Source organism: Shimia sp. SK013 (genome assembly GCF_001292625.1).
Classification (GTDB): domain Bacteria; phylum Pseudomonadota; class Alphaproteobacteria; order Rhodobacterales; family Rhodobacteraceae; genus Shimia.
Window position 1 is genome coordinate 1 of the sequence record NZ_LAJH01000028.1, and the last position, 13746, is coordinate 13746.

General features: G+C 55.9%; 11 protein-coding genes. 6 read left to right on the forward strand and 5 right to left on the reverse strand.

The genetic code is table 11. From position 1 onward, the window contains the following. The coding region (locus SHIM_RS18410; RefSeq protein WP_342585522.1) for an Arm DNA-binding domain-containing protein at positions 1-412 on the reverse strand (412 nt) is incomplete at its 3' end. Positions 413-862: 450 nt separating this feature from the next. Between SHIM_RS18410 and SHIM_RS18415 the strand changes: the two genes are divergently transcribed. Together SHIM_RS18415 and SHIM_RS18420 are read left to right on the forward strand one after the other, a co-directional pair. Continuing rightward, positions 863-1144, forward strand: a complete 282-nt coding sequence (locus SHIM_RS18415) for an SCP2 sterol-binding domain-containing protein (protein WP_054004165.1) — start codon at positions 863-865, stop codon at positions 1142-1144. 117 nt (positions 1145-1261) lie between these two features. Further along, positions 1262-2428, forward strand: coding sequence for a nucleotide sugar dehydrogenase (locus SHIM_RS18420; protein ID WP_054004166.1), 1167 nt, complete (start codon positions 1262-1264; stop codon positions 2426-2428). Between the two features lie 31 nt (positions 2429-2459). Here the strand turns inward: SHIM_RS18420 and SHIM_RS18425 are convergent, their stop codons facing one another. Next, the gene (locus SHIM_RS18425) at positions 2460-3554 is read right to left on the reverse strand and encodes a DUF2793 domain-containing protein (RefSeq protein ID WP_054004425.1); all 1095 of its coding nucleotides are present in this window, start codon (positions 3552-3554) and stop codon (positions 2460-2462) included. A gap of 195 nt (positions 3555-3749) precedes the next feature. Here SHIM_RS18425 and SHIM_RS18430 point away from each other — a divergent pair, with 195 nt between their 5' ends. From SHIM_RS18430 to SHIM_RS18440, 3 genes are all read left to right on the forward strand, one after another. Continuing rightward, a complete protein-coding gene (locus SHIM_RS18430; RefSeq protein ID WP_054004167.1) occupies positions 3750-4721 on the forward strand; it encodes a glycosyltransferase family 2 protein in 972 nt (323 codons plus the stop codon). A gap of 96 nt (positions 4722-4817) precedes the next feature. Further along, positions 4818-5363: a hypothetical protein gene (locus SHIM_RS18435; RefSeq protein ID WP_152926608.1), complete on the forward strand. Its 546-nt coding sequence runs from the start codon at positions 4818-4820 to the stop codon at positions 5361-5363. 51 nt (positions 5364-5414) lie between these two features. Then, positions 5415-7955, forward strand: a complete 2541-nt coding sequence (locus SHIM_RS18440) for a M10 family metallopeptidase C-terminal domain-containing protein (protein ID WP_082358472.1) — start codon at positions 5415-5417, stop codon at positions 7953-7955. 56 nt (positions 7956-8011) lie between these two features. Here the strand turns inward: SHIM_RS18440 and SHIM_RS18445 are convergent, their stop codons facing one another. After that, positions 8012-11065, reverse strand: coding sequence for an FG-GAP-like repeat-containing protein (locus SHIM_RS18445; RefSeq protein ID WP_054004170.1), 3054 nt, complete (start codon positions 11063-11065; stop codon positions 8012-8014). Between the two features lie 142 nt (positions 11066-11207). On the opposite strand from SHIM_RS18445, the gene SHIM_RS18450 reads away from it, so the two are divergent. Further along, positions 11208-11966 (forward strand): sulfotransferase domain-containing protein, encoded by a 759-nt coding sequence (locus SHIM_RS18450; protein ID WP_054004171.1) that lies wholly within the window; start codon positions 11208-11210, stop codon positions 11964-11966. A gap of 74 nt (positions 11967-12040) precedes the next feature. Here SHIM_RS18450 and SHIM_RS18455 read toward each other — a convergent pair whose 3' ends face one another. Continuing rightward, entirely contained in the window at positions 12041-13180 is a 1140-nt protein-coding gene (locus tag SHIM_RS18455; RefSeq protein WP_054004172.1) for a hypothetical protein, read from the reverse strand. A 61-nt stretch (positions 13181-13241) separates the two neighbouring features. After that, positions 13242-13538 (reverse strand): hypothetical protein, encoded by a 297-nt coding sequence (locus SHIM_RS18460; protein ID WP_152926609.1) that lies wholly within the window; start codon positions 13536-13538, stop codon positions 13242-13244. Between the last annotated feature and the right edge of the window lie 208 nt (positions 13539-13746).

Below are 13746 nucleotides of genomic sequence, written 5' to 3' on the forward strand. Positions count from 1 at the left end.
GGAAGTCGCGTTGATCCAGATCCGTCACCGGCACGCGACCAAGCTTTGGCAAAACATGAATGTTCAGGGGCGAAAGCCACCGGCCCGCTGTGCCATCGCCTTTCAGTTCGGCTTTACGCGCTTCAAAAGCGTCAGCCGTGATAATGGACAGGGAAAAATCTTCACGCCGCGCCGCCCGCTCTTCGGCTTCACGTTCTTTGATAGGGTCGCGGCCACCTGCGGCCACGTCTCGCCAGCGCTGAGCGGCTTTGCGTGCTTCGGCAAGCCCGAGCGTTGGGAATCCGCCAAGGCCCATCTCTCGCCGCCGTCCGTGAACCGTCACACGCAGTACCCACTGTGCACCACCATCGTTCCGCTTCACCAGCCAAAGCCCAGCGCCATCGCAGTGCTTTCCGGTTGGTGCAGATTTCACGAATGAAGCTGAAAGTCTGTTTTGCGCCCGCATGTTCTATCCACCTAATTATCCCCCTTAAGCTAGTGGATGCCACCGGACAGAGCAAGACATTGCAGGACAGGTTGGTTCATATTTTTAAGGGGATATGGCGCAAGAGTGAACAATGTTAAACATTTAAAAACAATGAGTTGGTGCATCTTCTGGGCACCATTTCTTCCTCCACATCACCTCTATCACTTCAAGTTGCAGAGCAGTCCGGTCACCGATTTTGATTTTGGCGCCAGAGGCTTTAAAGATCCGCCTACACCGAAGGATCAAAACCGCTTTTGTCCCTTGCGTCCCGCAACTCCGGATGAATGTGGGTATCACTTTCCACGAACGCCAATTGATGGTTCCGAAACGTCACACTTGCCTAACTATCCAACGCCTGCCACGGCTGCATCATCACAGGTTTTGAGGATAGAGTTCATGCTGGAACAGGTTGTCGAGCGGATGCAGAAAGAACTGCAATCCAAGGCTTTTGACGGGTCACTGAAGTTTGATTGCGGCGACGAGGGTGTTGTGGTTTTGGCGGATGGCACGGCGTCGCAACAAGACCGCGACGCCGATTGTACCATCAAGATCACCCAGGACAATCTGATCAAGCTGTTGACTGGCAAACTCAACCCCATGACCGGCGTCATGACGGGCAAGCTCAAAGTCTCGGGCGACATGAGTGTCGCCATGAAACTGGGCAAATTGCTGGGCTGAACCAACGAACCGGCGGGTGACGTTTCACCAATGCCGCACCGACGGCTGTGTCGCTTGTGCGAAGACCTACTTCATGGCATTTGTGGCCAAAGAACTTTATGACGGGCGCATCGGTTTATGAAAATTGCAGTTGTCGGTATCGGGTATGTCGGGCTTTCCAACGCCATTCTTCTGGCCCAGAACAACACGGTTGTGGCTGTCGACATCTCCGAGGATCGCGTCTCACAATTGAACGCGCGCCAGTCGCCGATCGAAGACACAGAGATCGAACAGTATTTGGCTGAAAAAGAGCTGGCTCTGACCGCGACAACCAACGCAAATGCGGCGTTTGAAGGCGCCGATTTTGTGGTTGTGGCCACCCCGACAAACTATGATTCCAACACAAATTTCTTTGACACGTCCTCGGTCGAGGCGGTGATCCGCGATGTGCTTTCGGTCAACTCCAAAGCGCTGATTGTTGTCAAATCGACCATTCCAGTCGGCTTTACCAAGCGGGTAAATGCCGAAATGAACACCAACCGCGTGGTGTTCAGTCCCGAGTTTCTGCGCGAAGGCCGCGCGCTTTACGACAACCTGCACCCCTCGCGAATTATCGTCGGCTCCGACACCGATTCCGGCAAAAAGTTTGCTGAGCTGCTCCGTCAGGGCGCGCTTGATCAGGACGTGCCTGTGCTGTTCACCGGCTCTGACGAAGCAGAAGCGATCAAACTGTTCGCCAACACCTATCTTGCGATGCGGGTCGCCTATTTCAACGAATTGGACAGCTACGCACTCGCGCTTGGCATGGACAGCCGTCAGATCATCGAAGGTGTCGGGCATGATCCACGCATCGGGCATCATTATAACAACCCGTCTTTCGGGTACGGCGGTTATTGCCTGCCTAAAGACAGCAAACAGTTGCTGGCCAACTATTCCGAGGTGCCGCAGAACCTGATCCGCGCGGTCGTGGACGCCAACCGCACCCGCAAGGATTTCATTGCCGACAGCATCATCGCACGGCGGCCCAAAGTGGTGGGCGTGCACCGGCTGGTAATGAAGGCAGGATCAGACAATTTCCGGCAAAGCTCCATTCAGGGCATCATGAAAAGGATCAAGGCCAAGGGCATCGAGGTGATTGTCTATGAGCCGGCGTTTCAGGGAGATGAGTTCTTTCACTCACGTGTTTTCCGTGATCTGGACGCGTTCAAGGCCGAGGCTGACGTGATCATCGCCAACCGGGCCTCTGCGGATCTGGACGATGTCGCGGACAAGATTTTCACCCGCGACATTTTTGGGTCGGATTGACTTGGGCCGCGCCGTTTGGTGCGGAATCCTTTTAATACCACCGACCAATTGCCCGCACATAAGCTTCGGTGGAATCCGCAGGGTCAAAATTAGTCGTGCCGCTCAGCCGGTACAACACCGCCCGCATCGATAACGATCCAACACCAATAGGTTCAAACACAAGCGCGCCAATCTCCGCGATATTCGGGGTCGCATTGTCCTTGAACGAAGTGGCATTAACACTGCCTGACACAATTGGCTGAGCGACAAAACCGACGGGGAAATCCCAAGTTCCCGTCAATCGGGAATTGGCCGCAAAAGCCAGATCAACAGTCGCCCAGCACTCCAACGTGCCATCGGCAAATTTAGTAAAGTCACCATTCGCAGAACTGCCCCGTTCGATTGCAGCACCTGTCGGCACGTTGCCGCTTTGGCTCACCGTGCCAACCAGATTGGCCGGCCCATAGCCATAGTCCGCCCGCATCAACCTTCCCGGCGTGTGATCTGCGCCGTCGGCCTGAACGGCGGCACCCGAAACCAAGCCGGATGCATTATCGACACGCAGTGCCTCGGTCCAGGTGGCGCCGTCTGCGGACACTTTGATTGACCAATTATCGTCCCCCGCCAGACCCATTTCCGCGTGACCGGTCCAGTTTGTCTGAAACAACAGCGAGCCCGTATCTGACGTGTCAGCCTTGTTTATTTTAAGCTGGTGACCGTTGCCTTCGTTGCTCAACAAAGTTGCTGCCGAAGACACCGACAGCCGATTGGTGCTGTCGGCGTTGGTGTTTACGCCCAGAAGAGGATGCGATGGCACGACCCATCCTCCGCTGCCGTACACGCGCATCTCGGCTTCGGCCTGTCCCCAGGCGCGCCAACCGGATTGCGGCGCGATAAACATCCAGCCGGTGCCATCCCAATGCGCCAACAAGCCGTCCTGACCGGCCCAGTCACCACTCGCACCATTGCCCAGCGCATAGCGGTCGCCTGCCTCCGGTGCCGACGGCGGGGTCGTGGCGCCAAACCCGCCTACGGTCAGTTGCACAATGGCGTCCAAAACCTGCAACGCCTCGTTATGGGTGACATGTTTCTGGGCCTGCGATGGCATCAGGAATGGCATGTCCAAATTGGGGGATCGGTCCGACATCATGTGTCCTGTGTGTTGCTGCTGTGGCTACAGAACTTGCCGTCCCTTTCTCTACACCGGCTAAATCTACCGTACGCAGGCCTTCTTCCGGGTGTTGCCTTCCCACAAAACCCTGCCGAACAGACACCGCAGGGCTGGACGGGTCGGCCTCACTGTTTTACCCCACAGGGACAAACTCTTTGTGGTGGCCCGCTTATGTCCGTTACCTCCGACCCTTCTGTACGTGTTCCCTCGCTGCTGCCTACACCGCATGTTGGCATCCTGATGGCGGTTTATAACGGTGCGGACTGCCTGCAGGAGCAACTCGACAGCCTGGCCGCACAAAGCCACGGATCATGGTCTCTTTTGGTCAGCGACGACGGATCAACCGACGCGACACGTGCAATCCTGCAAGCTTTTGCAAAGCATCATCCCGTTACGGTTTTGGACGGACCTGGCAACGGCGCTGCGGCCAATTTCATGTCACTCGTTGCGCGCGCGCCTGACCACTTTCCCGCAGACAACTGGTTGGCGTACTGCGATCAGGATGACGTCTGGTTGCCCGAAAAGCTGTCACTCGCGGTGTCCGCTCTGCAAACCTTGGACGCCACCCATCCGGCGCTCTATTGCAGCCGGACTTGGGTCGTTGATGCGCAGCTTGGCGGGCGAAAACACTCAACCGCCCGTCCGCGTCCGCCGGGCTTTCGCAACGCTCTCGCTCAGAACATTGCGGCCGGGAACACAATTCTTTTGAACCCTGTAGGCGCCCGACTGTTGATGCAGGCGGCGCCTGAGGCGAAGGAGGTCGTGATGCACGACTGGTGGTCTTATCAACTGATCACAGGCGCTGGAGGACAGGTGTTCCACGACAACACGCCGACGCTGCTTTATCGTCAGCACGCTGACAACGAAGTGGGCGCCAACACCGGTTGGCGGGCCAAAGGTCAGCGCTTAAAGCGGATGTTGCAGGGCGATTTCAGGGATTGGAATGATGTGAACATCCGCGCCCTTCAGTCCCACCGCGCGCACCTGACCCCGCACGCCACCGCTCAGCTCGATGCCTTTGCAGCGCTGCGCAAAATGCCGGTCACTCAACGCTTGATTGAAATGCGTCATCTAAAGCTCTACCGACAGTCCCGTTCCAGCACCTTTGCTCTCTGGGTGGCCGCAGCGCTAGGTCGCCTCTAAGAGGCTGCAGTCTATGGAGGAAATCCTCCATTGTCCGCGGCGCTTTTGTCTGTAAAAAGACTCGCAAAAGGTTAAAAATCTATTAGTGTATAGCTTGTGTCGAAATCTTGGGTGGGGGCCTTAGATGCGCTGGAAACAGCAACATTTACGGGGTCCATGAGGGAAAAACCATTGGATATTCCAAGAGAGTGGCTGCTGTTCGCGCGTTCGTTTCGTGTGTTTGGTGTGCTTTCTCTCTGTTTTTTGCACCTCAACCCAGGAGGAGGGTATGCAATGGGCGACAGCTCATCTCAAAACGTGATCACATTGTCCTGCCCGCAGGATGTGCCGGACCCGGCAGCACTTTGTGACGCGCTGATCAATGCGATCACCGAAACAAGGCCCAACACCGATATCCGCCAAAGCGATGCTGGCACGGACGCAGTCCTGAAGAACGGGGACATTGCCCTGACACTGCGCCTGTCAAATATTTCAGATACCGGCATTGGCGGGCACCTGGAATGGCGCACCGCAAAAAACTCAGAACTCAACGTCGGCCCGACGGTCGATTTCAATGTCATGGACAAAACCATGTCCGCTAATTTTTACCCAAAGTTTGCACAAGGCCTACTGAAGTCATCGCCGGACCTCTTCACCCGATGACCATTTGGTAACGCCTGTTTCAGACAACCGAATTTAAAAGGATGCAATCCCATGTGTTTCTTGTGCTCCGCAACATCTACATTTGACCCCGGTCGCCACCCTGGTGAAGGCCCCGACGGCGGTGACCCGAGTCTTGCTACCATTTTTGAAAGTGGTGATGCGGCCGCTAGTACGGGAACTTCGGCCACAATGTCGGTCGGTGACACGTTTTCTGGATCCTTGGGTTTTGTTGGTGACCGCGATTGGGTCGCGGTCAACCTGACATCCGGTTCAAATTACGAAGTCGCATTGTCGTCGTTTTCTGCCGACACTTATCTGCGTATCTATGACTCTTCCGGTTCGTTGATCTATTTTAATGACGACATCAATTATCCGTCAAATACCAATTCATTTGTTTCTTTCATCGCTGGATACAGTGGCACTTTCTATGTAGCCGCCGGTTCATTTAACGATGCCGGCACCGGGTCATATACCATGAGCGTTACCGAAGCGGCGGCGCCTACCCCAGCCACTTTGGATGAATTGGCGAACTACCTCACTGACGGGTACTGGAATTTCAATGGTGCCTCCGGCCGATCGTTTGACACGTCCTCCAGCAATGTAATCACTGTTAACCTCACCGGTTTGACCGCTGATGGCCTCGCACTGGCCCGCTGGGCTCTGGAAGTCTGGGAAGCCGTTGTTGACCTGGAATTTGTCGAAACCAGCGGCTCGGCCGATATCACGTTTGACGACAATGACAGCGGCGCCTACGCCACGACCAGCACGAGCGGTGGCAATATCATCAGCTCCGACATCAATGTTTCAACAGCGTGGCTGTCCAATTCAGGCACGCAGATAGGTACGTACAGCCTGCAAACTTATATCCACGAGATCGGCCACGCGCTTGGTCTGGGACACCAGGGTGGATACAACGGATCGGCAACCTATGGCATTGACGAAACATTCTCCAACGACAGTTGGCAGATGTCGATCATGTCATACTTCAGCCAAACAGAAAACACGTCAACTAACGCCTCCTTTGCTTACATCGTAAGCCTGATGATGGCGGACATCGTCGCTGGCCAGAACCTCTACGGCGCAAGCACCGCGACCAATGGCAACACCACTTGGGGGGCTAACACCAATCTGGGCGGTTATTGGGCGACTCTCTTTGGTGAAGTGTTTGATGGTGTGAACAATTCCTCGGTCGCAAACAACGCTGTTGCGTTCACCATTTTTGACAATGGCGGCACTGACACATTTGACCTCTCGCCTGCAACGACCAACAACCGCATTGATATGCGCGGGGGGTATTTCTCAAACATTGCCGGCGGTACTGGCAACGTTGGGATCGCTGAAGGCACAGTTCTCGAAAACCTCATCAGCGGGTCCGGCAACGACACCATCACCGGCAATGACGCTGACAACGAAATCACCGGCGGCGGCGGCAACGATTCAATCGACGGCGGCGCAGGCTCGGACACGGCCGTGATCAACGCCACTCTGGCGAGTGTAACGGTAACAGATCTGGGCGGCGGATCCGTTCGGATCACCTCGTCAGACGGCACCGACGTCTTCGACAACTTCGAGTTCTTCCGCTTCTCCAGCGGCACAGTGACCCTCGCGGTCTTGCTGGGCGGCTCGCCCGCGCCCACAACCGGCGACGACGTCATCGACGGCACCTCCACCCCCGATACCATTGACGGCCTGGCTGGCAATGACACCATCACCGGTCTTGGCGGGGCGGACTCCCTGTTGGGCAATGCTGGCGATGACTCGCTTTTGGGCAGTGCTGGCAACGACACGATCAGCGGCGGTGGCGGCGCGGACCGCATTTACGGCGGCAGCGACGACGACCGGCTTTTGGGTGGCAACGGCGCGGATACGATGTCCGGTGGCTTTAACAACGATACCGTAGACGGCGGCATCGGCAACGATTTGTTGCGCGGCAACGGCGGCAACGACACCCTGCTGGGTGACGAAGGGCGCGACACGCTGATCGGCGGCAACGGCAATGACCGTCTTGATGGCGGTGAAGACAATGACCGCCTTGATGGTGGCACCCGGTCTGACACATTGTATGGCCGCGATGGCGACGACATTTTGCTGGGCGGTGGCGGTGCGGATCACCTTTATGGTGGCGATGGCAATGACACCGGTGAAGGTGGCAACGGCAATGATCGCTTCTTTGGCGGCGGCGGCAATGATGTCTTCTCAGGCGACGGCGGCAACGACCGAGCTTATGGCGAAAACAACAACGACTCGCTGCGTGGCGGCGGCGGTGACGATACGTTGGTCGGCGGCAGCGGCTTTGACACGCTGGACGGCGGGCTTGACAACGACGAGCTGACCGGCGGCGGCAATGCCGACGTGTTTGTCTTTGCGGATGGTCACGGTGATGACACGATCACCGATTTCAACGCCACCAATGGCAACGAAGACATCGACTTCTCCAGTGTCAGCGCGATCACCGACATCGCCGATCTTCTGGCCAATCACATTGTTTCCACTGCGGGCGGCAATGTGGTGATTGATACCGGCGGCGGCAACTCATTGACCCTGCTTGGCGTGGATGTCGCGGATCTCGGCGCAAACGACTTTATCTTCTGATCCGGCGCAGAGTTGTGATCCAAAAAGCGGGTCCCTTCGGGGGCCCGTTTTCCGTTTCACTGTCGGGACACCTGATACCGATTGCCCGCCTCAAGTGCCTGCGGCAAAGGCGTTTCAACGCCATCTGCCCAACGCACCTTGCCGCTGACAATCCGGCTGGCCTGACCAAGGCCCACATGCACCTCTGGCGCATCAAAGCTCATGAAACCGCCACCCAGTTGCACCTCGCGCGTACGAATGACACCAAGGTCATCTGTCACCGTCACAAGCGCGCCTATCCCGTCCCGATTGCCACGCATGTCGCTAAGTCCAAGCACCACCGCATTGCCGGTCTGCCCCGCGTTAACAAAGGCGATAACCGGCCCGTTCACAGGCTGGCTGATGATGTCCAGATCCCCATCCCCATCCATATCAAAAGCCGTCGCAGCGGCCGTCATAAGGTAGTCCTCGAGACCGAAGGCGCCTGACGCCTCAGAAAATGTGCCGTCCCCCTTATTGTGGAAAAACAGGTTTGACGGGCTGACTTCGTTGGGCACCCATGTGCCATTCACGATGTAAACATCCTGAAAGCCATCGTTGTCGAAATCCGCCACTTTGGTGTCCCAGCTCCAGCCGCCAACCTCTAGGCCACGCGCCGCCGCCGAATCCATCAAAGGCCCGCCTGCCGTCTCACTCTCCAACAGCACGTTTGCGCGTTTTATCTGGGGCAAGGCGGCGTCAGCTTCCGCGCTGGTGATCTTGCGCGGCGGCGCAAAATGCAGCTCGCAATAGCTTTGCGCAACCCATTGGTCCGCCGGGATCAGCCGACACACTTTGGGGTCGCGTTTCTGGATTGCCAGATCCTTGATCAACATCGCCTTGCACTCGGCGGCTTGCCGACCCAGCAAGGTTTGGCACTTGCTGGCGTAGCTCGGGTTAAAATTGTTGCCCGACTTGTACCACCGTTTGATCGCCATGTTCTCCTGACAAGTCGCGCGCGCGTCTGCCTGCTCAATCGCGTCGCAGTACTGCGCCAACGGCTGCATCTTGAGCCGATCAGACACCCCCGATGACCGGCCAGCAATCTGCACCGCATAGACTTCGGGCACACCGTCGTTCATCAAATCCGCCACCTTGATCCCCATCGTGGTGGTTGGCACGTGTTCGACCAACCCATCCTGAAAGGTGATCGCGTCAAACCCACCATGCCCGTCACCAAGATAGTAATAATCCGGAATCTCGAAATCATTACCAACCAGCAGGTCTGCATTGCCATCCGCATTGATGTCCGCAAACAGGATCGACAAGGTCTCGCCAGGAATGCCCGGCAAATCAGTGAACCGAGCGCCGGTCAGGACGCCATCATCGTTCCACAGAATACGATTGCGCGACTCTTCCCCCGGAATTCGCCGATACCACCCCGCCGCCCAGTTGCCCAAAGCCACATCCAGATCGCCATCCTGATCCGGATCGCCAAAGCTCAGCGCCAACGCCAAAACCGCGTCTGCGCGGGTTTGTAATGGCGCGGGCTCCGCTGTGCGCAACTGACCTGCGTCATTCTCAATGACAAACATTCCGCGCCGATAGGTTGCCACCACCAGCTCACGCCAACCATCATTGTCGACATCCACCAGAACCGCGTTGAACACAGGCATCTCATCCAGCGGCCCACCCGCCACATCCACGCGACTGAACTGCCCTGCCCCGTCGTTGGCATAGACATAAAGCCCGACTTCGGTTGAGGCGATCACCAGATCAAGGTCTCCGTCGTTGTCAATGTCCCCTGAACTCAGGCTGCGCCCTTCCCAAAAGGGCGGCCACATGTCCCGCATCGAAAATTCCACCGGTTTGTCGATGCCAATTTTGGTGGCTTCAAGTCGCACAAACGGCGTATCAGCAGACGCCGATCGGGGCGCGAATGGAGTTGCCGTCACGACCAGGCTACCGTCCGCCTCGCTGGCTGCTGCTGCCATAAACGGCTGCGTTAATGGTGCCTCTCCCGTAAGAAGCTCAAGCGCCTTGCGGCTTTGATAACTGTGCCAGCCCTGCACAGCAGCACCTGCGACAATTCCACTAATCAGCACAGCACCCGCCATCAGATTGGCCGCCCGTAGACCCATGGATTGCGTAACAATGAACCAGGAATAGACCGAAAAGCTGCCCAATGTGATCAGCAAAGCCATGGCGTAACCATGTGACAACCCCGCCGCCAACAGCACGCCAACAACCACGACGTCAAAGGCGATCGGCACCGGCAAAAATAGCCCCACGGCGGCAATCACCACCAAGGCAAGAAACCCATACGGAAGTGTTGTGATCATCTCTCCGGGCAACAGGGTGATCGCCACGGCGCCGAGAAACCCTGCAAGAAACATCAACGGAACCGTCATGCGCAGGATGAACCAAAGGTTGCGGCCAAAATCTCGTATCACGCCCGCGACCGCCAGTCCTAACCCCTCAATGGATGGCTGACCCAGCTCTTGTGCGCTCCACCCCTGCGGTGCCGGAACGTCCGGCGAGGGCGCGCGGGTCTCATCTGGCAAAAGCCGCGCCACAAGGGGAACAGCAATCAGAATGATGAACAACGACACGGCGATTTTCACGACCACCAAATAAAACGGCAAAAGTGATATCGCCAACGTCAGCACAACCACGTTCAATGTAGGCGAAGCAATCATCGCCGCCAGAGTGGTTTCCGCACGCAACCCGCCCGCATGCATGCCCCGCGCAATCGGCGCCGCACAGTTCACGCACACCCCAAGAGGCGTCCCAATCACCAAACCCAACGCGGCATTGGCAAAGCCCCCGCGAAAACCGCGCTGCGTGACATATCCCATCAGGGTCAGAAAAGTTGCCGCAAACAACACGCCAAACGTCATGCCCTTTTTGTTGGTGTTCAACCAATTCAGGGTGGAATACCCGATCTTCTCAACCGTGCTCATGGCCGCATCAATTGGAACCACAGCATCAAAACTGAGAGGATCCTCCAATTGGATCGCCCCTGACATCATCGCCTTTTCATCCAGAGCTGGATAACGCGATCCCGTCCAGAACAAGACCGCAAGGACAACAATCATCAGTACCGCGATGGAGAAACGTTTTTGGCGCGACGGATCAATAGATTTTATCATTTGTTCATTTTGTCTTTTCGCCCACTTCGCGGCAAGCGCCTAACGGTTCACAGATAGAAACTATTGTACTATCACCATATCTGGGAGAAGCAGGCGAAATGATTGATCTGTAGCCCTGGTAAAGAGTGGGGGATCACGCTCGATGGTGAACGCGGGGCCTGACCCAAAAGTTGATTTTGTTGTTGCTGGAGCCCAGAAGTCGGGTACCCGGGCCCTTAGCTCATTCCTGTTTCAGCACCCCGAGATCGGCCTTGTCAAACCGCCCCGCAGGGAAGCCCATTTCTTCGACCAAGACAAACCACGGTCCCGCGATGGTGACTTCAACGAGTATCACGAATTGTTCTCTGAGGACTCCCTGAACCGAGTGGCCGGAGATGTGACACCAATATACGTTTTCAATCCCGCCGTTTGGCCGCGAGTCAAAGCCTACAATCGCGACATGAAGGTGATTGTGCTGTTACGCGACCCCGTTGAACGCGCCTATTCACAATGGGCTATGGAATTTCAAAAAGCCAAGGAACACCGCAATTTCGGCAGTGCGCTCCTAAATGAAGCTCGGCTTTTTCTGAGTGGACACCGGCACTCTCCAGTTTTCAGCTACATGCAACGCGGGTTCTATTCCGGCCAAATTAAACGTCTCTACAAGCACTTTCCACCAGATCAGTGTCTCATTCTGAAGTCAGACGACCTGCGAAATCGCCACGACACCACACTAAAGACAATTTACAGGTTTCTTGGCGTCACCGAAATCACACCGCCCGAACAAAAATCCGTCCACACCCGCAAATACGACCCAATGCCAAAACTGCTCGCGACCCTATTGCGGGGACTGTTTACTCCTGACATCCGCCGTCTGGAAAAGCTGCTGGATTGGAACTGTAAGGACTGGCGATTGCTCTAAGCCCAGCCAACAAAAAAGGCACTGCGCAATCAACGCAATGCCTTCTTTGTTGCTTAACTTAAGCTAGGTAAACGTTATTCCACCGCTTCCAGAAGGCGCTCAATCTCTGCCTGTTGGGACAAGGTATAAAGCGTTAGCTCTTCAACCTTGCGCAGCAGCGTCAACTGCATGTCGTTCATGTTCAAACCATTCGTGTTGATCTCGGACGCCGAAGGCACATCTGGCAGGTGACCATTCTCATCGATAAACGCCTGCACCTGGCTCAGGCTACGCAGGTCATAGTCATCTTCGAAAACATAGTCTGGTACGGTCAAGCCAGTGCCGTTGATGGTCAGGCCGGCGCCATTGAACACGGCATATTTGTCCGCTGCATAGGACGGACCCGCAATTGTGACTTCGCTGTCTCCAAAATTGATCTGCGAAACAGGCGAGCCACCTGACGTCCCGATAAACCGGCGGTTGCTCGCAAGTGTGGTCTCCATTCGCACCTGAACCGCTCCGGCTGCGGTGTTTTCAAGCAGAATCTGCTGCGCATCAGCCTGCGACGTGCTCCTGATATGCAAATCCCGGCCCGGCGCATCGGTACCAATACCAATGTCGCCGTTGGCAGCAATGAACAGGGAATCTGTCGGCGCACCAGGCTTGGCGCGGAAGACCAGCTTCGATCCGTTGGTCACATCGCGGATAAAGAAGTTCGTCTCGTTTGCGGCAACATCATAAGTCTGTGGCGTAAAGCCATCCGACCCGTCCTGCTCAAGACGCAGGGTCGGGGTGTTGCCTTCGACCACGTGGATATCAACCACCGGGTTGATAGTACTAATACCAATGTCGCCATCAGCCTCAACCACCAGAGCGTTACTCGGTGCGCCCGCTTCGACGCGGAACGGAATGCGACCGGCGGTGCTGTCTTCAATTGCAAGATAATTCGCCCCGCCGTTGGAGGAATCGTTCGCAATCAACCGCCAATCATTGTTCGGGAAACTGGCTGAACTTGACGTGTCATCAAAATTCAGCCGCGTGTTGTTCTCTTTCATGCGAATGGTGTCAAACCCAAAGCTTTCACCGTTTACACAATCGTTGCCAACACAAAGGCTAAATTGGATGATCACATCATCAACGTGCACAATGTCGGCGCTCGCCACGCCGGCCATCATACACAGCGCCGAGGCGCTGCCCGCAAGTGCTCTGAATCTATTGATCTTAAAGTTTTTCATGCTTCAATCTCCCTGAAAAAGTGCTCGGAGCGTTTCTCCGAATGTTTTTTGATTTGGTATTCTAGTTGTTGTCGTCTTCTTTGATGTCTTCCGGGACAACGATCACCCCGCGTGACACCACGAAATGCCCGCTGTCGTGATAGGACTTTGCCACCGAATCACTGGCCGCATCGCCGCGACCGTTGTCGATCACATTGACAATTTTTTCTCGCTCGGACGTCGCTGCGCTCAGCTCGAAGTGATACACGCCATCCACGACATCTCGACCCGGCAATTGGTAAACCGGCGTGCCCGCAGGTTGATACAATTCAACCATTTTGCCGTCGGGTGAAAAAACTTTGAGAGTGGCACTTGTCATGTCACCCCAGTTTTCAAACCATAAGGCATTGGAATTGTGTTGTTTTACCGGCTCAGACGCGAAGACGCCGCCGCCCGAAACAGCCGCGCAAAAAGCCACGCTTAATGCCAAAAGTTTCACAGAGGTTCGAGCCATCCAAATGTCCTTACAAGTCGCGCCAGCTTTGGCAGGCCGTGAAATCTGAAGCGACGCAAAAATTGCCCAGCCT